Origin of the sequence: Bradyrhizobium sp. AUGA SZCCT0105, assembly GCF_018129565.1 — a bacterium.
Lineage (GTDB): Bacteria > Pseudomonadota > Alphaproteobacteria > Rhizobiales > Xanthobacteraceae > Bradyrhizobium.
The window spans coordinates 739,355-760,548 of sequence record NZ_JAFCMK010000003.1 but is presented as its reverse complement, the minus strand read 5'-3'; the positions used below and the strand labels follow the sequence as shown (position 1 = coordinate 760,548).

General features: G+C 64.1%; 24 protein-coding genes. 17 read left to right on the top strand and 7 right to left on the bottom strand.

Annotation, left to right across the window (positions count from 1 at the left end; translation table 11 throughout):
* Positions 1-3 precede the first annotated feature (3 nt).
* The 4 genes from JQ573_RS19585 to JQ573_RS19570 form a co-directional block, all read right to left on the bottom strand.
* On the bottom strand, positions 4-1,488 hold the full coding sequence (locus tag JQ573_RS19585) for a type II and III secretion system protein family protein (RefSeq protein WP_409334656.1): 1,485 nt from the start codon (positions 1,486-1,488) through the stop codon (positions 4-6).
* Between the two features lie 2 nt (positions 1,489-1,490).
* A complete protein-coding gene (gene cpaB / locus JQ573_RS19580) occupies positions 1,491-2,285 on the bottom strand; it encodes a Flp pilus assembly protein CpaB (RefSeq protein ID WP_212314252.1) in 795 nt (264 codons plus the stop codon).
* 127 nt (positions 2,286-2,412) lie between these two features.
* Entirely contained in the window at positions 2,413-2,937 is a 525-nt protein-coding gene (locus tag JQ573_RS19575) for a prepilin peptidase (protein WP_092119029.1), read from the bottom strand.
* A gap of 171 nt (positions 2,938-3,108) precedes the next feature.
* Complete coding sequence (locus tag JQ573_RS19570) at positions 3,109-3,273, bottom strand: Flp family type IVb pilin (RefSeq protein ID WP_173643703.1); 165 nt, start codon at positions 3,271-3,273, stop codon at positions 3,109-3,111.
* 278 nt (positions 3,274-3,551) lie between these two features.
* Here JQ573_RS19570 and JQ573_RS19565 point away from each other — a divergent pair, with 278 nt between their 5' ends.
* From JQ573_RS19565 to JQ573_RS19545, 5 genes are all read left to right on the top strand, one after another.
* Entirely contained in the window at positions 3,552-4,382 is an 831-nt protein-coding gene (locus JQ573_RS19565) for a sterol desaturase family protein (protein WP_212314251.1), read from the top strand.
* Between the two features lie 24 nt (positions 4,383-4,406).
* Positions 4,407-5,852: a hypothetical protein gene (locus JQ573_RS19560; protein ID WP_212314250.1), complete on the top strand. Its 1,446-nt coding sequence runs from the start codon at positions 4,407-4,409 to the stop codon at positions 5,850-5,852.
* Between the two features lie 253 nt (positions 5,853-6,105).
* Positions 6,106-6,612, top strand: a complete 507-nt coding sequence (locus JQ573_RS19555) for a pilus assembly protein N-terminal domain-containing protein (RefSeq protein WP_212314249.1) — start codon at positions 6,106-6,108, stop codon at positions 6,610-6,612.
* A 167-nt stretch (positions 6,613-6,779) separates the two neighbouring features.
* Entirely contained in the window at positions 6,780-7,337 is a 558-nt protein-coding gene (locus JQ573_RS19550) for a TadE/TadG family type IV pilus assembly protein (protein ID WP_212314248.1), read from the top strand.
* Positions 7,334-7,975, top strand: a complete 642-nt coding sequence (locus tag JQ573_RS19545; RefSeq protein ID WP_212314247.1) for a TadE/TadG family type IV pilus assembly protein — start codon at positions 7,334-7,336, stop codon at positions 7,973-7,975. The genes JQ573_RS19550 and JQ573_RS19545 overlap by 4 nt, the downstream gene beginning before the upstream one ends.
* A gap of 157 nt (positions 7,976-8,132) precedes the next feature.
* Here the strand turns inward: JQ573_RS19545 and JQ573_RS19540 are convergent, their stop codons facing one another.
* From JQ573_RS19540 to JQ573_RS19530, 3 genes are all read right to left on the bottom strand, one after another.
* On the bottom strand, positions 8,133-8,345 hold the full coding sequence (locus tag JQ573_RS19540) for a cold-shock protein (RefSeq protein WP_016842648.1): 213 nt from the start codon (positions 8,343-8,345) through the stop codon (positions 8,133-8,135).
* Between the two features lie 268 nt (positions 8,346-8,613).
* Complete coding sequence (gene infA / locus JQ573_RS19535; RefSeq protein ID WP_016842649.1) at positions 8,614-8,907, bottom strand: translation initiation factor IF-1; 294 nt, start codon at positions 8,905-8,907, stop codon at positions 8,614-8,616.
* A gap of 24 nt (positions 8,908-8,931) precedes the next feature.
* Positions 8,932-10,350, bottom strand: a complete 1,419-nt coding sequence (locus JQ573_RS19530) for a DEAD/DEAH box helicase (protein WP_212314245.1) — start codon at positions 10,348-10,350, stop codon at positions 8,932-8,934.
* Between the two features lie 532 nt (positions 10,351-10,882).
* Here JQ573_RS19530 and urtA point away from each other — a divergent pair.
* The 12 genes from urtA (at position 10,883) to JQ573_RS19470 (ending at position 21,191) form a co-directional block, all read left to right on the top strand.
* The gene (gene urtA / locus JQ573_RS19525; RefSeq protein WP_092119009.1) at positions 10,883-12,211 is read left to right on the top strand and encodes an urea ABC transporter substrate-binding protein; all 1,329 of its coding nucleotides are present in this window, start codon (positions 10,883-10,885) and stop codon (positions 12,209-12,211) included.
* Positions 12,212-12,321: 110 nt separating this feature from the next.
* Complete coding sequence (urtB, locus tag JQ573_RS19520) at positions 12,322-13,917, top strand: urea ABC transporter permease subunit UrtB (protein WP_212314371.1); 1,596 nt, start codon at positions 12,322-12,324, stop codon at positions 13,915-13,917.
* On the top strand, positions 13,914-15,083 hold the full coding sequence (gene urtC / locus JQ573_RS19515) for an urea ABC transporter permease subunit UrtC (protein ID WP_092119003.1): 1,170 nt from the start codon (positions 13,914-13,916) through the stop codon (positions 15,081-15,083). The genes urtB and urtC overlap by 4 nt, the downstream gene beginning before the upstream one ends.
* 4 nt (positions 15,084-15,087) lie before the next feature.
* Positions 15,088-15,849 (top strand): urea ABC transporter ATP-binding protein UrtD, encoded by a 762-nt coding sequence (gene urtD / locus JQ573_RS19510; RefSeq protein WP_050405363.1) that lies wholly within the window; start codon positions 15,088-15,090, stop codon positions 15,847-15,849.
* A 3-nt stretch (positions 15,850-15,852) separates the two neighbouring features.
* Positions 15,853-16,548 (top strand): urea ABC transporter ATP-binding subunit UrtE, encoded by a 696-nt coding sequence (gene urtE / locus JQ573_RS19505; RefSeq protein ID WP_212314243.1) that lies wholly within the window; start codon positions 15,853-15,855, stop codon positions 16,546-16,548.
* A gap of 51 nt (positions 16,549-16,599) precedes the next feature.
* On the top strand, positions 16,600-17,532 hold the full coding sequence (locus JQ573_RS19500; RefSeq protein ID WP_212314241.1) for an urease accessory protein UreD: 933 nt from the start codon (positions 16,600-16,602) through the stop codon (positions 17,530-17,532).
* Positions 17,533-17,560: 28 nt separating this feature from the next.
* Positions 17,561-17,863 carry an urease subunit gamma gene (locus tag JQ573_RS19495; protein WP_050387204.1) on the top strand — a complete coding sequence of 101 codons (303 nt, stop codon included), beginning with the start codon at positions 17,561-17,563 and terminating at the stop codon, positions 17,861-17,863.
* A 9-nt stretch (positions 17,864-17,872) separates the two neighbouring features.
* Positions 17,873-18,178, top strand: coding sequence for an urease subunit beta (locus tag JQ573_RS19490; RefSeq protein ID WP_212314238.1), 306 nt, complete (start codon positions 17,873-17,875; stop codon positions 18,176-18,178).
* A gap of 5 nt (positions 18,179-18,183) precedes the next feature.
* A complete protein-coding gene (locus JQ573_RS19485; RefSeq protein WP_212314228.1) occupies positions 18,184-18,738 on the top strand; it encodes an HD domain-containing protein in 555 nt (184 codons plus the stop codon).
* 1 nt (position 18,739) lies between these two features.
* Positions 18,740-20,455, top strand: coding sequence for an urease subunit alpha (gene ureC / locus JQ573_RS19480; protein ID WP_212314225.1), 1,716 nt, complete (start codon positions 18,740-18,742; stop codon positions 20,453-20,455).
* Positions 20,456-20,566: 111 nt separating this feature from the next.
* A complete protein-coding gene (locus JQ573_RS19475; RefSeq protein WP_024581875.1) occupies positions 20,567-20,866 on the top strand; it encodes a putative quinol monooxygenase in 300 nt (99 codons plus the stop codon).
* A gap of 25 nt (positions 20,867-20,891) precedes the next feature.
* Positions 20,892-21,191, top strand: coding sequence for a putative quinol monooxygenase (locus tag JQ573_RS19470; RefSeq protein ID WP_092118991.1), 300 nt, complete (start codon positions 20,892-20,894; stop codon positions 21,189-21,191).
* Positions 21,192-21,194 lie beyond the last annotated feature (3 nt).

Here is a 21,194-nt window from a genome sequence, read left to right as displayed (position 1 = left end):
GCCTCAGTCGGTAATAAAGCCGTAGGTGCCGCGGTAATTCCGCGCCGGCTCGGTGCGGCCAGGCACACCGTAGACGCGATTGATGCTGCCGAGCAGATCGGCCTGCGGATCGGACGCGTTGGCGAAGCCGTCATCCGGACGCGACAGGTCCTTCTGCGCCACGGCGCGAACGACATAGGGCGTCACCAGAACCATCAGTTCGGTCTGGTTGTTGACGAAGTCGCGGCTGCGGAACAGCGTGCCGAGCACGGGCAGCGACGCCAGCCCGGGAAGGCCGTTGATCGCCTGCTTGGTCTGGTCCTGGATCAGGCCGGCCATGGCCATCGAGCCGCCCGAGGGAATTTCCAGCGTGGTCTCGGCGCGGCGGGTCTTGATCGAAGGGATCGTCGTTCCACCCGCGCCGCCGGTCAGCGCGTTCTCGGTCGAGACTTCCGACACTTCCGTCATCACGCGCAGGCTGATGCGCCCTTCGGTCAGCACCACCGGCGTGAAGTTGAGCGAAATGCCGAATTTCTTGAAGCTGACGGTCTGGACGCAATTCCCGATCGCGCCCGTCGACGAGGTCTGACAGGTCACGCCGGTCGGAATTGGAAACTCGCCGCCCGAGATGAAGGTCGCCGATTCGCCCGATATCGCGGTCAGGTTCGGTTCGGCGAGCGTCCGCACGACACCGGCGCTTTCCATGGCGCGGATCGTCGCCGACACCGACGATCCGAACGATGTGGTGAGCGCGTTGCCGGCCACCAGCGGTGAGCTGTTCGCGGTGAACGGGTTGCTGTTGGCGAATTTGACCACGGTCGTGCCGTAGTTGAGGTTCGCGGTGAGGTCGATGCCGAGCTGCTTGATCAGGCTGCGCGAGACTTCGGCAACCGTGACCTTCAGCATCACCTGGTCGCGGCCGCGAACAGTGATCGAGTTTACGACCTTGTCGGGGCCGCCGACCAGCCGCGTAGCGATGTCGCCGGCCTGCTGTGCGTCGATCGGGCTCGCTGCGCTTCCGCTCAGCATTACGCCGTCGCCGACGCCCTCGATCTGGATATCGGAATTCGGCAGTGCTGCACGCAGCGCGGCGCGCACGCCGTTGAGGTCGCGCTTGACGGCGATGTCATAGGCCGCGATCTGCTGGCCGGCGGCGTCGAAGAACACGATGTTGGTCTGGCCGACGGTCGCGCCGATGATGTAGGCGCGTTGCGCCGAGCGAACCACGGCATTGGCGATCTTGGGATCGGCGACCAGCACGTCCTTGATGTCCCTGGGCAGGTCGATGACGATCGATTTGCCGACGCCGAGCGAGAGGAAGCGGGCATTCATCTGGCCGCCATCGGCCGATGCGGCGGGGGCAGGCGCGGCGCGGTAATCGCTCGCCACCACCGGTGTCAGCGCCGGATTGAGCGTGAGCGCCGCGACGGCCGAGAACGACAATGCGCGGACCATGAAGGCCCGCATCGTCCGTTGAGTTGCCCCGCCCTTCATCACGTGTGTCCTCATGGTCACTTCTGCATCGTCGCCTGGTTGGCAACGCCAAAGCGGATGACGTTGATCGTGTCACCGCGCCTCTGCCGGTTGTCGTCGGTCTTGGTTTCGGGCGCGTTGTTGTCGGCGATGCTGCGCAGCGCCAGCGACAGGACGCCGCTCTGGCGCGCGCGCGCCAGCGTCTCGGTCTGTTCGGGCTTCAGCTCCAGCGTCACCGTCTTGCCGATCAGTGCGTTGGTGCCGTCCTTTTCCTTCGGCGCCTGGTCGATCGCGAGCACGCGGACGTTGGTCAGGATCACCTCGGAGTTGACGATGTCGGCGCCGCTGCGGTCCGGATTCTTGTCCCGCTTCGACAGCAGGACGTCGACCCGGTCGTTCGGCAGGATGAAGCCGCCGGCGCCGGTCTCGGGCGAGATTTCGGTCGATACCGCCCGCATGCCGGTCGGCAGGATCGCGGCCATGAAGCCGCTGCCGTCGGCCTTGACGAGCTTCTGCTCGCGAATCGGTTCGCCCTGGATGAACGGGGCGCGCGCGATCGAACCGGTCACGTCCTTGATCGCTTCGGCGTTGCTGTCCCTGCGCATGAAGCTGGCGCTGGCGGTTGCCGCCGGCCAGGTCTGCCATTGCAAATCTTCGGGCTTCACGGCCTGGCCGAGGCCGATGTCGGTTTTCGCGACCAGGATGTCGACGGTGGGCAGCTGCGCGACCGGCGGAGCCGGCGCCGGCTTGTCGTCGCTTCCGCTCGCCAAATAGAGCGCCGCAAGGCCGGCGCAGCCTGCGATTGCCAGGACCAGAATGCGGGCCTTATCCATTACGCTTCACTTTCCACATGACGCCGCGACGCTGCCGCCGCCGTGATGGGAGTTGACCAGCTATTCGTCAAAGCATGGTTAATGAGGCGTATCTAAATCGCCTTAACGGGCGGTTACCGCTGCTTTCTCAGCGCATGGCGAAGTGCGCGAGATCGATCGTCTTGATCCAGTCCGTCTCGGGATAGATCAGCAGGGCGCCGAGGGCGAGTGCGATGCCGTAGGGAATTCCGGTCTGCTTGTCGTGCAGCCGGCTGAGCCAGGCCTGGTTCGCGAGCGCATAGGGCAACGGCCATTGCCGGAGCTGCAGCAGCAGCACCGTCAGCGCGCCGCCGAACAGCGACGCGAAGACCAGATAGGGGAGCAGATGCTCGAACCCGAACCACAGGCCGGCCGCGGCCGCGACCTTGGCGTCCCCGCCACCGACCCAGCCCATCGCAAACATGCCGAATGCCACCACCAGAACCAGCGCGCCCGCGCCGGCATGGTTGAGGATCTCGTGCACGCCCATCCCGGTCAGCGGCGCCAGGACGAAGAAGCCGGCCGCCAGCGCCAGCGAGATCCGGTTCGGGATCGTCATGGTCAGGAGATCGCTCGCCGCCGCAAAGGCCATCAGGGCCGGAAACAGCATCAAGCGTGCGATGTCGAGGATCATGGATTCATGCCGTCAAGCTGGAGCTGCGGTCGAGACCCGACGCTAGCGGCCAATGGTGAACAATCGGGAAAGGCCGGCCGTGGTCGCCATCAAGGCGCCGACGGCCGGTCCGCCAAATAGCAAAGGTCCCGGGGGTGCCGGGACCTTTGATGCGAGTTCCTGGGAACCGGATTACTTCAGCGAGCTGGCGACCGTGTTGAAGGTGCCCGAGAGCTTGGTGCCGACGCCGTTGACGGCAGCGATGATCGCGATGGCGATACCGGTGGCGATCAGGCCGTATTCGATGGCGGTCGCGCCCGATTCATCCTTCACGAAGCGCGAGACGAGGTTCTTCATAAATAGCTCCTGTGTACACGTGGCTGGTCGAACTAGGTTTGGTCTCGTCGGCGTTCTCAGCACCGTGACCATTGCGGCACCCTACGGTTCGACAATTTCGGCGCAGTTAATTTGATCGTATAAACACAGCGGGAACCCGCAGTTGTTGCGCACAGTAAATTTGGAATTAAGCGGTCCGCTAAGATTGCAGATTGTTGCCGGGGCCCGCTATCGGCACCTGTTCACGGCTCCTTAAGCGCACATCTATACCCATGGGGCTTCCGTCAGATGAGGCCGTCATGCCCAGCCTTCCCTTTGAAGTCATCGAGATGATCGGCCAGACGATGATGAAGGTGGTGCCGATCACGATCGCGCTGGCGCTGTTCTTCACGGTGCTCACTCATTTCTGGGCCTGCAATCCCGGCAAGCCGTGGTGGCAGAAGCGTGAGCTGGTCACCGACATCTGCTACTGGTTCTTCGTGCCGGTGTTCGCCCGCGTGCTGCGGATCGGTCTCCTGGTGGTGGGCGCAGCCGTGGTGTTCAACGTTCACGACGCCGACGATCTGATTGCGTTCTACGAGAACGGACATGGCCCTCTGGCGCAGCTTCCGCTCTGGCTGCAGTCCATTATCTTCCTCGTCGCCTCCGATTTCATGCTGTACTGGCTGCACCGGATGTTCCATGGCGGCGGCTTCTGGAAGTACCACGCCATTCATCACTCTTCCGAGGACCTTGAATGGATCTCGGCGGCACGCTTCCATCCGGTCAATCTTCTGATCGGCACGATCACTGTCGATGTGATCCTGCTGATGGCGGGCATCTCGCCGAACATCATGCTGTGGGTCGGCCCGGTCACCACTTTCCATTCGGCATTCGTGCACGCCAACCTTAACTGGACGCTCGGCCCGTTCAAATACGTGATCGCGACGCCGGTGTTTCACCGCTGGCATCACACCGGGCTCGAGGACGGCGGCGACACCAATTTCGCGGGCACGTTTCCGCTCTGGGATATTCTGTTCGGAACGTTCCGGATGCCCGAAGGCAAGCTTCCGGAAGATTACGGTGTCGATGCCGAGCAGGGCGTGCCGTCCGAGATCGGCGGACAGTTGGCCTATCCGTTCCGGCAATGACGCCGCCAGCCGGCCGGTGCGATCATGAGCGCTGAGACCGCGACCTTCCCGCGCGCGAAAACCTCCGTGTTCGCCGAGCTTCCAGCCTGGTTCTGGATGGCGTGCGGCGTCTATGCGCTGCTGCTGTTCGTCGGCGACAGGCTGCTCGCCGATTCCGACACCTACTGGCAGATTGCCGTCGGCCGCTGGATCCTCGACCATCGCACGCTGCCGTCTGTCGACATCTACTCGTTCACCAAGGCCGGTGAGCCGTGGGTGTCGTCGTCCTGGCTGGCGCAGGTTCTGTTCGCGAAGACCTATGACCTCGCCGGGTGGACCGGTCCGGCGGCGCTGGCGGCCGTCTGCGCCGCTGCCAGCTTCGCGCTGCTCACCGCCATCCTCAGCCGCGCGTTGCCGACGATCTACGCGAGCCTGATCGCCCTTGCGGCGCTGGTTCTGACCTGCGGGCACCTGCTGGCCCGTCCGCATGTGCTGGCGATGCCCATCATGATCGTCTGGGCGAACGGCCTGATGACCGCCAGCGAACGCCGCGAGGCGCCCTCGTTCTGGCTGCTGCCGCTGATCGCGCTGTGGGCCAATCTGCACGGCGGCTTCCTGTTTGGTTTGGTGCTGGCCGGCGCATTTGCGCTCGATGCGATGTGGAATGCCTTGCCGGCTCAAAGGTCGGCGCTGGCGCTGCGCTGGGGGGCGTTCGGCATCGGCGCACTGGCTGTGTGCTGCGTGACCCCTTATGGCTGGGGCTCGATCCTCGCCTCGCTCAGGATTCTCGGCCTCGGTGAATTGTTGCATCTCATCGCGGAGTGGAGGCCGGCGACGTTCGGCGAGATCGACCCGTTTGGACTATCGATCCTCGGCCTGCTCGGCGCTGCGCTCTATTGCGGGGCGAGGTTGCCGCTGCCGCGAATCATCCTGGTGCTGGGCTTGCTGCATATGGCGCTGTCCCATGTCAGAAATCTCGAGCTGCTCGCCCTGCTGCTGCCGCTGGCCGTGCTGACGCCGGTCGCCACCCAGTTCAGGCTGCGTGCCGCCAGCGCCGTCCGCCCGAGAGTTGCTCCGGCCGCAATCCTTATCGTCGGGCTTTGCGCGTGGACCGCAGTCGTTGCCGCGTGCCAGGTGATATCGCCACCGCCGATCTATTCGCCGGCTGCCGCCGTCGACGCGATGAAGGCGCACAACGTCAAGCGCGTGCTCAACGATCTGCAGTTCGGCGGCTACCTGATCTGGCGTCAGATGCCGGTGTTCATCGACGGGCGCGCCGAGCTCTACGGCGAGGCGTTCGGCATGAGCCTGGCCCGCGCGCTCCAGCTCAAGGACGTCAACGGTTTCCTCAATCTGCTCGCGACCCATGACATCGATGCGGTGATGCTCGATCCGACCACGCCGGCGTCCAAATTGCTGGATCACATCGGAGGATGGCAGCGCCTCTACGCCGATGAGCGCGTGGTCGTTCACGTCCGCGCCGCCAGTTGAAGCCGCCGCGGCTCTTAAGCTTGCCATCAGCGCACCGCTTCCCACCCAATGGCGGGACGAGGGGATCGGCGACCGGATAGTCCTCCGCGAGGTAGCGGACGGTTGGCCGATCTGCTCGGGAAGTCGTGACATCCGCGCAATTCGGCGGTCGATCTTTGCTCTTCCTAAATGAATTGCCGTCAGATTTGCCAGCGTCGGGCGCCGGTCCGCAGCGTATCGTCTTTGCCGGCCAGTTAACGTCCCGGGGTAGAGTATGTCGTTTCAGTCCCAGCGTATTCGCGCCGTCACGCGCATTGGTTTCATCTCGATGGCCGCAGCCATGCTGCTGGGGCCCGCACTCGCAACGGCAGCGCCGGATCCCGATCGGATCGCGGTCAACGTCGATCAGGCCAAGCTCGTCAGGCTGCCCGGCGGCATCGCCACGATCGTGGTCGGTAATCCCCTGATCGCCGACGTCACCCTGCAGAATGGCGGGGTTGTCGTGGTCACCGGCAAGGGTTATGGCGCGACCAATTTCATCGCACTCGACCGCTCCGGCCAGGTGCTGGTGGATCGCCAGATCCAGGTCGAAGGTCCGTCCGACCAGCTGGTCACCGTCTATCGCGGCATCGATCGCGAGACCTATAGCTGCATGCCGGTTTGTCAGCGCCGCATCACCCTCGGCGACGGCGACGCCTATTTCAAGACGACGATGGAACAGGCCGGTACGCTCAACAATCAGGCCTCCGGCTCGGGCGGCGGCGCGAAGCCGCAGAACTGACGTGCGTCCGCTCGGGCGCTTCACACGCCGGGGCCTTGGCCGCAGGCGGTTCGCCCGACATGCTTAATCAAGGCCTAACGGATCGGGTCGCTCGGTCTCGATCCGGCGAAATACTTCGACAATGACTCTTCGGTAGTTGTTGCCACCATGTTGATCCGGGGTCGTTGATGCCGCTGCCCGCTCATTCTTTTGCGCGCCTCCTCCGTCGCTTTCGCCGAAACCGCCGTGGTGTGACCGCGGTCGAATTCGCGTTGGTCGCGCCGCTGTTTTTCGCGTTGCTTTTTGCGATCATCGAAGTGGCACTGATCTTCTTTGCCAGCCAGGTGCTTGAGACGGCGACGCAGGATTCGTCCCGCTTCATCATGACCGGCCAGGCCCAGGGCGCGAGCTATACCCAGGCGCAGTTCAAGGCCTACGTCTGTGGCCGGGTCACCAATGCGCTGTTCGACTGCAACAACGGCATCTATGTCGACGTCCGCAGCTATCCGTCTGCGACAGGCTTCAGCAGCGTCAACATCACGCCGATCTCCGATCCTACCCAGGTGAAATGGTGTCCCGGCAAGGACGGCGACGTCGTGGTGGTCCGGCTGTTCTATCAATGGCAGCTGTTTGTCACCCAGCTCGGCTTCAACGCCTCGAATCTCCCCGGTGGCAAACGGCTCCTGATCGCGACCGCGACATTCAAGAACGAGCCATCCGGAACCGCAGGGACCACGTGCTCATGAGCAAGGTCGTGAAAACCCTGTCTGCGGCCTTGCTGCGCTCAGTTGCTGCTCTCGCGCGTGACCGCCGGGGCCTCGCCGCCGTCGAGTTCGCTTTCGTCATGCCGCTGATGCTGGTGATGTTCTTCGGCACCGTTGAATTTTCATCCGGTGTCGCGGTCGACCGCAAGGTAACGCTGATGGCGCGCGCCGCGTCAGATCTCACCTCGCAGGCGACGCAGGTGGTGGATACCGACCTGCAAAATTTCTTCAGCGCCAGCGTCGGCATCATGACGCCCTACGATCCGTCACCGACCAAGGTCACGCTGTCGGAAATCTACGTCGATAACTCCAACATCGCGCACATACAGTGGAGCAAGGCGGGGGTGATGAGTGCGGGTGCCACGCAGGCGACGCTGACGGCCTCGACGCGCAGCCAAGGTGACATCGTGACAAGCGTCGTTCCGTCGGCGCTGCTGGTTGCAGGCACCTATCTGATCTTCAGCGAAGTGAGCTACAAATACGTTCCGACGATCGGCTATGTGATGGCCAAGACCGGCATCAATCTCGCCGACGTTGCCTTCACGCGGCCGCGGCAGTCGGTTTGCGTGTTCTATGCCCCGACCTCCGCCACCATGCCGACGACCTGCTCGACTTACTAGAGCGCTTTCGGGCGAAGTGGCTACCGCTTCGCGTGAAGAAAATGCTCGACGCCGCGCTGCCATGGACGCGATCCAGACAAAAAGGGCCGCACCCGGAGGTGCGGCCCTTGATGCTTTGACGGCAATTTCCCGGAGCTTCGCGCTCCCGGAAATCGGCTTATCCAGCGGCGCGCAGATTGTCGGCCGAGGATTTGCCGGAACGGCGGTCAGCAACGATCTCGTAGGAGATCTTCTGGCCTTCACGCAGAGTGCCAAGGCCGGCGCGCTCGACTGCACTGATGTGCACGAACACGTCGTTCCCGCCTTCATCCGGCTGGATGAAGCCGTAGCCCTTGGTCGCGTTAAACCACTTCACGGTTCCCATGCTCACGTGGGTAGTCCCTTCTCAGATATACAAGTTCAAGACCCGCTTGTCGGCGGGGTGGTGAGATCGAATTTTTGGAAGGGTCGTCAGCGTCTGAACCGGCTGTACCGGTATTGGCTAATGTCGTCCGGCCGAAAATCGATGGGTAGGATATTATTCGATAGAAGGGCTCAAAACAATCCTGACGTGCGCGATTTTTTGGCCGGCGGAGCCGCCGGCCAATTGTTGCGCAGGACATCAGGACGTCATGCGCGCAGCAGTTGCAGTGCGCCTGTTATCGGCGGCGGAACTGGCCGCCGCGCTGCGCGCCGCCCCGCGGCGGACCGCCGGGTGCGCCACTCGGGCGTTCGTCCTTGTGCCGGAAAATCAGGCGACCCTTTTCGAGATCGTAGGGCGACATTTCGATCGTGACGCGGTCGCCGGCCAGCGTCTTGATGCGGTTTTTCTTCATCTTGCCGGCGGTGTAGGCGACGATCTCGTGTCCGGCATCGAGTTGCACCCGGTAGCGAGCGTCGGGGAGGATTTCGGTCACCAGTCCTTCGAACTGGATCAGCTCTTCCTTAGCCATATGTTTCTCCAGATCGAGCGACGACTAGTGCTTCGGTCGGTTGTTGCGGTTGGGTTGCGGATTCGGCCGGCTCTCGCGATGCAAGAAGGCGACGCCTTGGATGCCTTCGCTGTTGCCGGCCTGCGACGGACGCGGCGACTCGCCCCGGCTCGTCTGCGGCGCGCCATTATTACCACCTCCGCGGCGGCGGCGGCGAGGCCCTTTTGCACTCGGAGCGGGCTCATTCCCACGGACATTATGCGCGCGCGGCGCAGAGCGGCCGCCCCGATGCGGGTGGGGGGCCTGCGCCGGCGCGGCGGCCTCGCGGCTGCCCTGCGTGCGGCGGTCTTCCCGCGGCACGGTAATCCGGATGAGCCGCTCGATATCGCGCAGATAGCCCATCTCCTCGGCACCGGCGACCAGCGAGATCGCGATGCCGTCGGCGCCGGCCCGCGCGGTGCGGCCGATGCGGTGGACGTAGGTTTCCGGGATGTTGGGCAGGTCGAAGTTCACGACATGGCTGACGCCGTCGACGTCGATGCCGCGGGCGGCGATGTCGGTCGCCACCAGCGTGCGGATCTCGCCGGAGCGGAATGCCGCCAGCGTGCGCTCGCGGTGGTTCTGCGACTTGTTGCCGTGGATCGCATTGGCCTCGATGCCGGCCTTGGCAAGGCTCTTCACCACCTTGTCGGCGCCGTGCTTGGTGCGGGTAAACACCAGGGCACGATTGACCTGCTCCTGCTTCAGGAGCTGGGCGAGAACCGTCGGCTTGGCCGCGAAATCGACCTGGATCGCCCGCTGGGCGATGCGATCCACCGTCGAGGCCACCGGCGTCACCGCCACGCGGGCGGGGTCGCGCAGCATCGCCTCGGCGAGCTCGGCGATGTCCTTGGGCATGGTGGCCGAGAAGAACAGAGTCTGCCGCCGGATCGGCAACTTGGCGACGATTTTGCGGATGTCGTTGATGAAGCCCATGTCGAGCATGCGGTCGGCTTCATCGAGCACCAGGAACTCGACCTGGTTGAGCTTCAGCCCGTTGCTCTGCACGAGGTCGAGCAGACGGCCGGGGGTGGCGACCAGCACCTCGACGCCCTGCATCAGGGAACGGACCTGGCGGCCCATCGGCACGCCGCCGATGGCGAGGGTCGAGGACAGCCGGACGTGGCGGCCATAGGTGTTGAAGCTGTCGAGGATCTGCCCGGACAGTTCGCGGGTCGGCGAGAGCACCAGCACGCGGCAGCTCTTGGGCTGCGGGCGGATGCGGTTCTCGAGCAGCCGGTGCAGGATCGGCAGCGCGAAGGACGCGGTCTTGCCGGTTCCGGTCTGGGCGATGCCGACGACGTCGCGGCCGGCGAGTGCGAGCGGGATGGTCTGGGCTTGGATGGGGGTTGGCGTGAGATAGTTTTCTTCTCGAAGCGCGCGGGCGATGGGATCGGCGAGGCCGAAATCCTGAAAGGAGGTCAAAAGGTGGTTCTTTCCATAAAAGCCTTCATCGTCCCGGCCAGTATCGGCCGGAATCGCATGAAGGCATTCGGGGACACCCGCGTGTCTGGGGCGTCAAGCTGGGTTAGCTGAAAGGCGAGCCAGAAGCCGCTTGGGGCGGCTTGAACACGCAGCTCGCGAAGGCACCGCGATGTCGCGGGCATGGCGAGGATATGGACCAGGAACTGGGCGGTTTCAAGATGATATCGTCGGGATTGGTACGCCGAATGCGCCGAACCATCGCGCAAACTGTCACAAATCGGTGCCGGAAATTTAGCCAAGAAGGCAATTTTGCCTACAAAATAACCTGATTGCTCTTTCGGCAGTCAAGTTGACGGCTCAATGATTGGGCAATCGGTTTCCGTATTCGCCCGGAACTCATGAAATTATCCAGTTGGTTCATCGGCTTACGGTGTCCACACACCGTGGCACAGTTCTTGCGATTCCCTTAACCGCAGGCGGCCAAGCGGCCGTTCGCAAGCGTTCCACGCCTGCGTCAGGGAGACGACATTTCATGCTTACTCAGCTTACTCACAAAATAACGACGATGACCCGCCGCCGCGCGCTCGCGGCGACCGCCGGCCTGGTTTTGGGTCTGGCTGCGTCCTCGCCGTTCGCGCCCGCCCAAGCGGCCGACGACACCATCAAGATTGGTATTCTTCACTCGCTGTCGGGCACCATGGCCATCAGCGAAACCACGCTGAAGGACACGATCCTTTTCCTGATCGACGAGCAGAACAAGAAGGGCGGCGTACTCGGCAAGAAGCTCGAGGCCGTCGTGGTCGACCCCGCATCGAACTGGCCGCTGTTTGCCGAAAAGGCCCGCGAACTGATCACCAAGGACAAGGTTGCGGTCGTGTTCGGCTGCTGGACCTCGGTGTCGCGCAAGTCCGTGCTGCCGGTGTTCAAGGAGCTCAACAACATCCTGTTCTACCCGGTGCAGTATGAAGGCGAAGAGTCCGAGCGCAACGTGTTCTACACGGGTGCTGCGCCGAACCAGCAGGCGATCCCCGCCGTCGACTATCTGATGAAGGAAGAAAAGGTGAAGCGCTGGGTGCTGGCCGGCACCGACTACGTCTATCCGCGCACCACCAACAAGATCCTGGAAGCCTATCTGAAGTCGAAGGGCGTCGCCCAGGACGACATCATGATCAACTACACGCCGTTCGGTCACTCCGACTGGCAGACGATCGTGGCCGACATCAAGAAGTTCGGCTCGGCCGGCAAGAAGACCGCCGTGGTCTCCACCATCAACGGCGACGCCAACGTTCCGTTCTACAAGGAGCTCGGCAACCAGGGCATCAAGGCGACCGACATTCCGGTGGTCGCGTTCTCGGTCGGCGAAGAAGAGCTGGCCGGCATCGACACCAAGCCGCTGCTCGGCCATCTCGCCGCCTGGAACTACTTCGAGTCGATCAAGACCCCGGCGAACGAGAAGTTCATCAAGGAGTGGCAGGCCTACACCAAGAATCCGAAGCGCGTGACCAACGATCCGATGGAAGCGCACTACATCGGCTTCAACATGTGGGTGAAGGCGGTCGAGAAGGTGAAGTCGACCGATCCGGACAAGGTGATCGACGCGCTTCCCGGCACCGAGGCGCCGAACCTGACCGGCGGCACCTCGAAGATGCTGCCGAACCACCACATCACCAAGCCGGTGTTCATCGGCGAGATCAAGGGCAACGGCCAGTTCGACGTGGTCTGGAAGACCCCGGGCCTGGTGGCCGGCGATGCCTGGTCGAAGGAGCTCGAGGGCTCCAAGGACCTGATCGGCGATTGGGTCGGCAAGAAGTGCGGCAACTACAACACCAAGACCAACAAGTGCGGCGGCCAGGGCTCCTGAGCACCTGACTCGACAACGACACAAAACAACCTTCCAAAACCGGAGAAGGCGGCATTGTTCGCCGCCTTCTCCTCCACTCCTGCCGGGGTACTGACGTGTTTGCCAATTGTATTGATCGCTTTCGCACTTTGTTTCTCTCGATCCTGCTGCTGAGCTGCCTTGCTGTGCCGGCGCTGGCCGGCCCGTTCGAGGATTCGGTCGCCAAATTCGCCAATGACGAGTTCTCCGACACCGAGGCTGCGATCGGCGAGATCGCCGCATCTGGCAATGCGCTGGCTTCGCCCATCATCGCAGCGTTGCAGGACGGCCGGCTGTCGGCCGATCCCGACAGCAAGAAGGTCTTCATCACGCAGGCCGACGGCAAGATCGTCGACGCCGCGACCGGCGCGGCCGTCGACAAGCTGCCCGACAGCGCCGCCGCGGTTCGCCTCAACAACCGCCTGCGCCGCACCGTGGAGGCCGCGCTCGGCGGCCTGACGCTGCTGTCGCCGGATCCGGCCAAGCGGCTGGCGGCTGCGCAGTCGGTGTTCAAGAGCCACGAGGAGAACCTGCTGCCGACGGTGGAGGGCGCGCTCGCCAAGGAGAGCGTCAAGTCGATCAAGCAGGCTTTCGCCGAGGCGCGGGCTGCCGTCATCCTGTTCAAGCCGGATGCGTCCGACAACGACAAGCTCGACGCCGTCGCCGTAGTCAAGGCGCGCGGCGACCAGGAAGCGCTGGCGCTGCTCACCGGGCTCGGCGACCAGCCGCCGCCGGTCACCAAGGCGGCGGCTGCCGCGGTCACCTCGATCCAGAGCAATCTTGCGATGTGGTCGATGGTGCAGAATGCCTGGTACGGCCTGTCGCTCGGCTCGGTGCTGCTGCTCGCCGCGATCGGGCTTGCCATCACCTTCGGCGTGATGGGCGTGATCAACATGGCGCATGGCGAGATGGTGATGCTTGGCGCCTACACCACCTTCGTGGTGCAGGAGGTGATCCGCACCCGCTATCCCGCGCTGTTCGACTATTCGCTGCTGATCGCAGTGCCGCTCGCCTTCCTGGTCGCGGGCTTGATCGGCGTCGTGATCGAGCGCACGATCATCCGCTTCCTGTACGGCCGTCCGCTGGAGACGCTGCTCGCGACCTGGGGCCTGTCGCTGGTGCTGCAGCAGGCGGTGCGCACCGCGTTCGGCCCGACCAACCGCGAGGTCGGCAACCCCTCCTGGATGAGCGGCGCCTTCGAGCTCGGCCAGATCACCATCACCTATAACCGGCTCTGGATCCTCTGCTTCACGCTCGCGGTGTTCGCCATCCTGCTCGCGATGCTGCGCTACACCGCACTCGGCCTCGAGATGCGCGCGGTGACGCAGAACCGCCGCATGGCGGCCTCGATGGGGATCGCCACCTCGCGCGTCGACGCGCTGACCTTCGGCCTCGGCTCGGGGATTGCCGGCATTGCCGGCGTGGCCTTGTCGCAGATCGACAATGTCAGTCCGAATCTCGGGCAGAGCTACATCATCGACTCATTCATGGTCGTGGTGTTCGGCGGCGTCGGCAATCTCTGGGGCACGCTGGTCGGCGCCTTCACGCTCGGCATCGCCAACAAGTTCCTGGAGCCGGTGGCAGGTGCGGTGCTCGGCAAGATCGCGATCCTGGTGCTGATCATCCTGTTCATCCAGAAGCGGCCGCGCGGCCTGTTCGCGCTCAAGGGCCGGGCGGTGGAAGCATGACGCCGCATATCCTGACCCGCTCGCTCGACCGCGCCGCGACCGCGTTCGTCCTGCTCGTCGCCGCGGTCGGCGTGCTGATCCCGCTGTCGAACCTGCTGCTGCCGCAGGGCTCGATGTTCCAGGTACCGACCTATCTGGTGGCGCTGTGGGGCAAATATGTCTGCTACGCCATCCTCGCGCTCTCGATCGATCTGATCTGGGGCTATTGCGGCATCCTTTCGCTCGGCCACGGTGCGTTCTTCGCGCTCGGCGGCTACGCGATGGGCATGTACCTGATGCGGCAGATCGGCAGCCGCGGCGTCTACGGCAACCCGATCCTGCCCGACTTCATGGTGTTCCTGAACTGGGACAAGCTGCCCTGGTACTGGTACGGCTTCGACAAGTTCTGGGTTGCCGCGTTGATGGTGCTGCTGGTGCCGGGCCTGCTTGCCTTCTGCTTCGGCTGGCTCGCCTTCCGCTCGCGCGTCACCGGCGTCTATCTGTCGATCATCACGCAGGCGATGACCTATGCGCTGCTGCTGGCGTTCTTCCGTAACGATTTCGGCTTCGGCGGCAACAATGGCCTGACCGACTTCAAGGACATCCTCGGCTTCAACGTGCAGGCCGAAGGGACCCGTGCCGCGCTGTTCCTGCTGAGCTGCCTTGCGCTGATCATCGCCTTCCTGATCTGCCGCGCGATCGTGACCTCGAAGCTCGGCAAGGTCCTGATCGCGGTGCGCGACGCCGAAAGCCGGACCCGCTTCCTCGGCTATCGCGTCGAATCCTACAAGTTGTTCGTGTTCACGCTGTCGGCCTGCATGGCCGGCGTCGCTGGCGCGCTTTACGTGCCGCAGGTTGGTATCATCAATCCGAGCGAGTTCGCGCCCGGCAATTCGATCGAGGCGGTGATCTGGGTCGCGGTCGGCGGTCGCGGCACGCTGATCGGCGCCGCGCTCGGCGCCGTCGTGGTCAACTACGCCAAGACGTTCTTCACCTCGGGGCCGCTCGCGCCGTACTGGCTGTTCATGCTGGGCGCGCTGTTCATCCTGGTCACGCTGCTGTTGCCCAAGGGCATCGTCGGCACGTTCAATAGCTGGTGGGAGACGCGGCGCAGCGCGGCCCTTGCGGCCGACAAGGAAAGCGCCGCGCGCGAAGACGGCGTCGGCGCACCGAACCTGGCGGAGTAGGCAGATGAACGTCATGGATACCCGCGCCACTTCGGCCATGCTCTATCTCGACGGCGTGCACGTCTCGTTCGACGGTTTTCACGCCATCAACAATCTGTCGCTGACGCTCGCGCCCGGCGAGATGCGCGCGATCATCGGCCCGAACGGCGCCGGCAAGACCACGATGATGGACATCATCACCGGCAAGACCAAGCCGGACGAGGGCACCGTGTTGTTCGACGGCACCGTCGACCTGACCCGGCTCGACGAGACCCGCATCGCCGAGCTCGGCATCGGCCGCAAATTCCAGAAGCCGACGGTGTTCGAGAGCCAAACTGTGCAGGACAACCTGCTGCTCGCGCTCAATGTCGATCATTCCGTGCGTGGCACGCTGTTCTGGCGCGGCAGCAAGGCGGAGTCCGAGCGCATCGACAAGGTGCTGGAGACCATCCGCCTGACCGATGCGCGCAACCGCCTCGCCGGCAGCCTGTCGCACGGCCAGAAGCAGTGGCTCGAGATCGGCATGCTGCTGGCGCAGGATCCCAAGGTGCTGCTGGTCGACGAGCCGGTCGCCGGCATGACCGATGTCGAGACCCATTTGACCGCGGAGCTTCTGAAAGAGATCAACAAGAACCACACCATCATGGTGGTCGAGCACGACATGACCTTCGTGCGCGAGCTCGGCGTCAAGGTGACCTGCCTGCACGAAGGCACGGTGCTCGCCGAAGGTTCGATCGACCAGGTGTCGTCGAACGAGCGGGTGGTCGAAGTGTATCTGGGGCGCTAGGCGATGCTGAAGATCGACAACATCAACCTCTATTACGGCGCGGCGCAGGCGCTGCGCGGCGTGTCGCTGACCGCGGAGCCCGGCAAGGTCACCTGCGTGCTCGGCCGCAACGGCGTCGGCAAGACCTCGCTGCTGCGCGCCATGGTCGGCCAGTATCCGATCGCCTCCGGCGCGATCAATTTCGACGGCAAGGACATCACCGCGTTAAAGCCCTATGAGCGGGCGCGGTGCGGCATCGGCTTCGTGCCGCAGGGCCGCGAGATCTTCCCGCTGCTGACGGTGGAGGAAAACCTCAAGACCGGATTCGGCCCGCTGAAGCGCGAGGACCGCAACATCCCCGACGACGTGTTCTCGCTCTTCCCGGTGCTGCAGACCATGCTGGGCCGCCGCGGCGGCGACCTCTCCGGCGGCCAGCAGCAGCAGCTCGCGATCGGCCGCGCGCTGGTGATGCGGCCAAAGCTCCTGCTGCTCGACGAGCCGACTGAAGGCATCCAGCCCTCGATCATCAAGGACATCGGCCGCGCGATTTCCTATCTGCGCAACCTCGGCAACATCGCAATCGTGCTGGTCGAACAATATCTCGACTTTGCCTGCGAACTCGGCGACAGTTTTGCCGTGATGGACCGGGGTGCGGTAAAGTATGCCTGCGATCGCGCAAGCCTCGATCCCGCCGAGATCAGCCGCCAGATGGCGCTGTGAAGATGGTGTGACGCCGCCGCGCGCGGCGTGAGTCAAGGGAGCGTCGGGGGAATGCGGACCGGGATCGCAGGCGCGGCAGCGGCAACGTTTGCGGCAAACCGCGCCCAGGGCGCGGTCAGGTTCGGCGTGCATCGCAAGGATGGCGCCACCCGCCGCGGTGATCTCCATGAGTCAGGTTCGCTGCGCGTGCGTTTCCCGTCGCCGGAGGACGACGGCCTGTCGGCCATGTTCGTCAACACCGCCGGCGGCATTGCCGGCGGCGACCGCTTCGAGATTGCAATCGCAGCCGGCGAGGGCGCTCGCCTGACCCTGACCACGGCGGCCGCCGAAAAGGTCTATCGTGCACCGTTAGCGTTTTCGAGCGAAGTGGGTACCGGTTCGCGTGAAGAAAACGCGTCCAAACAAAATGGGGGCATGGAGCGATCCGACCGGATCGCACCATGCCCAGCGGCGGCGCGGCTCGATATCGCGCTGAAGGTCGCTGATGGCGCGCATCTCTCCTGGCTGCCGCAGGAGACCATCCTGTTCGACCGCGCCCGTATTCATCGCGGCTTCGACATCGATCTGGCCGAGGGCGCCTCGCTTTTGCTGTGCGAGATCGTGGTGTTCGGCCGTGCCGCGATGGGCGAGACCATGCGCCATGGCGAGTTCGTCGACCGCTGGCGGATGCGGCGCGGCGGCCGGCTGGTGTTTGCCGAGACCATCCGCCTCGACGGCGAGATCGGTGAGAAGCTGGCAAGGCCCGCGATTGCGGCGGGCGGCTGCGCGATCGGCACCGCGCTGATCGTGCCGGGTGACGAGGCGCTGATCGAGCGCATCCGCGAAGCGTCCGACAGCTTCGGCGGCGAGGTCGGCATCTCGGCCTGGAATGGCTTTGCAATGGCGCGCTTCTGTGCCCAAGATGCGGCCCGGTTGCGCGCCGACATGATGGCGGTGCTCGGCCGCGCCTCCTTAGTCCCGCTGCCGCGGCTGTGGCTCAACTAGACCTTTCAAGAACGATCAGAGTGCTCGCATGAATCTGTCTCCCCGCGAAAAGGACAAGCTGCTGGTATCGATGGCGGCCATGGTGGCGCGCCGCCGGCTTGAGCGTGGCGTCAAGCTGAACCATCCCGAGGCGATCGCGCTGATCACCGATTTCATCGTCGAGGGCGCGCGTGACGGCCGCACCGTCGCCGAGCTGATGCAGGCCGGCGCCAAGGTATTGACCCGCGCGCAGGTGATGGACGGCATCCCGGAGATGATCCACGACATCCAGGTCGAGGCGACATTCCCCGACGGCACCAAGCTCGTCACCGTGCACGAGCCGATCCGATAGGAGCGCGACATGATCCCCGGCGAACTCTTCATCAAGGACGGCGAGATCGAGCTCAATGCCGGCCGCAAGACCGTGACGCTGTCGGTCGCCAACACCGGCGACCGCCCGATCCAGGTCGGCTCGCACTATCATTTCTTCGAGACCAACCCGGCGCTGAAATTCGACCGTAAGAAAGCCCGCGGCATGCGCCTCGACATCGCCGCCGGCACCGCCGTCCGCTTCGAGCCCGGCCAGACCCGCGACGTCCACCTTGTGGCACTCGCCGGCAGGCGCGTGATCTACGGTTTTCGAGCCGAGGTGAAGGGGAAGTTGTAGGCCCGATGCTTCCCGCGCTACGCATGGTCTCCGAAGCTGCCGAGCTTGCTGCGCACCGTCACAACGGCATGGCGCGCAAGGGGCGGGGGAACGAGCCGTACATCAATCATCTGGCCGAGGTCGCGAACCTGCTGGCGCAGGTGACCGATGGTGCCGATGCCGAGCTGGTGGCGGCCGGCTGGCTGCACGACACCATCGAGGACACCGAGACCACGCGCGAGGAACTCGCGGAGAAATTCAGCGAACGCGTTGCCGCGCTGGTGGTCGAATGCACCGACGACATGAGCCTGCCAAAGGCCGTGCGCCGGCAAAAGCAGATCGAGGACGCTTCGCACAAGTCGCCCGGCGCAAAGCTGATCAAGACCGCCGACAAGGTCAGCAATATCGGCGCGCGGATCGTGCCGCATCCAAACAACGACGAGCGCGACGATCTCGCCGACTATGCGGCCTGGGCCGACAAGGTCGTTGCCGGTTGCCGGGGGATCAATCCGCGGCTCGACCGCATTTTCGACGACACCATTGCGCGCGCCAAGGCCGCGCTGGCTGAAACTGGGGGCTGATATGTCCGTGAAGATCAAGCGTTCCGTCTATGCCGACATGTTCGGGCCGACCACCGGCGACAAGGTGCGGCTGGCCGACACCGATTTGATCATCGAGGTCGAGAAGGACCTCACCACCTATGGCGAGGAGGTGAAGTTCGGCGGCGGCAAGGTGATCCGCGACGGCATGGGGCAGTCGCAGGTGACCAACGCGCAGGGCGCGGCCGACACCGTCATCACCAATGCGCTGATCGTCGATCACTGGGGCATCGTGAAGGCCGACGTCGCGATCAAGGAGGGCATGATCGCCGCGATCGGCAAGGCCGGCAATCCGGACATCCAGCCCAATGTGACCATCATCATCGGGCCCGGCACCGACGTGATCGCGGGCGAGGGCAAGATCCTCACCGCGGGCGGGTTCGACAGCCACATCCACTTCATCTGCCCGCAGCAGATCGAGCACGCGTTGATGAGTGGCGTCACCTCGATGTTAGGCGGCGGCACCGGCCCGTCGCACGGCACCTTCGCCACCACATGCACGCCCGGCCCGTGGCACATGGGACGGATGATCCAGTCGTTCGACGCCTTCCCGGTCAATCTCGGCATCTCGGGCAAGGGCAACGCGTCGCGTCCGGCGGCGCTGGTCGAAATGATCAAGGGCGGCGCCTGTGCGCTGAAGCTGCACGAGGACTGGGGCACCACGCCGTCGGCGATCGACACCTGCCTCTCAGTGGCTGACGATTACGACGTCCAGGTGATGCTGCATTCGGACACGCTGAACGAATCCGGCTTCGTCGAAGACACGGTCAAGGCGTTCAAGGGCCGCACCATCCATGCCTTCCACACCGAGGGCGCCGGCGGCGGCCACGCCCCCGACATTATCAAGATCGCCGGTCTGAAGAACGTGCTGCCGTCCTCGACCAATCCGACCCGGCCGTTCACGCGCAACACCATCGACGAGCATTTGGACATGCTGATGGTGTGCCACCACCTCGATCCGTCGATCGCCGAAGACCTCGCCTTCGCCGAAAGCCGCATCCGCAAGGAGACCATCGCCGCCGAGGACATCCTGCACGATCTCGGCGCGCTCTCGATGATGTCGTCGGACTCGCAGGCGATGGGCCGGCTTGGCGAGGTGATCATCCGCACCTGGCAGACCGCCGACAAGATGAAGAAGCAGCGCGGAGCGCTGCCGCAGGACAAGGGCAACGACAACGACAATTTCCGCGTCAGGCGCTACATCGCCAAATACACCATCAACCCGGCGATCGCGCATGGCGTGTCGAAGCTGATCGGTTCGGTGGAGAAGGGCAAGATGGCCGATCTGGTGCTGTGGTCGCCGGCGTTCTTCGGCGTCAAGCCGGACTGCATCATCAAGGGCGGCTCGATCGTGGCGGCGCCGATGGGCGATCCCAACGCATCGATCCCGACGCCGCAGCCGGTGCATTACCGGCCGATGTTCGCCGCCTTTGGCAAGGCGCTGACCGCGTCCTCGGTGGTGTTCACCTCGAAGGCTGCGGTCACCGGCGGCCTCGCCCGCAAGCTCGGGATCAGCAAGAAGCTCTACGCGGTGCAGAACACCCGCGGAAAGATCTCCAAGAAGAGCATGATCCACAACGATGCGACCCCGAAGATCGAGGTCGATCCGGAGACCTATGAGGTCCGCGCAGACGGCGAGCTCCTGACCTGCGCGCCGGTCGAGGTGCTGCCCATGGCACAGCGCTACTTTATGTTCTAAAACCACTCCCGGTAACTAGAGCGTTTTCGAGCGAAGTGGATTTCCGGTTCGCGGAAAGAAAACGCGTCAAGACAAGACCCAAGCCAGAACAGAAAACCGGGAGGAATTTCCGTGATTTACGTCGTTGCCACACTGACCATCAAGCCCGAGACCCGCGCCGAATTCATCGCTGCGGCGACGGCCTGCATCAAGGAAACCCGCAAGGAGCCCGGCAACATCGCCTACGATTTGCACGAGAGCGTCACCGACCACAGCAAGATGGTGTTCGTCGAGCAGTGGGAGAACGCCGAGGCGCTGGTGCCGCATCGCACCGCCGAGCACATGAAGACGTTCGGCCGCGTTGCGGTGAAGTGCATGGCCGCGCCGCCGAAGATCGAGGTGATCACGCCCGAGAAGGTCGACGTCCGCTAACAAGAACAAGAACGGGAGAAACACCATGATCTATGTCATCGCCACCACGCCGATGAAGCCCGAGAACAAGGACGACTTCATCAGGGGACACAAGGCGTGCATCGCCGAGACCCACAAGGAGAAGGGCTGCCTCTCCTACGAGGGCCATGTCAGCGTCAACGATCCCAATCTGTATGTGGTGGTCGAGCGCTGGGAAACCCGCGACGACCTGACCGCGCACAGCAAGGCGCCGCACATGAAGGTGTGGCGCGAATATTCCGCCGAAATGAAGACGGGCCCGACGGTGATCGAGATCATCAGCGACGCCAAGGTTCAGAAGCTCTGAGGC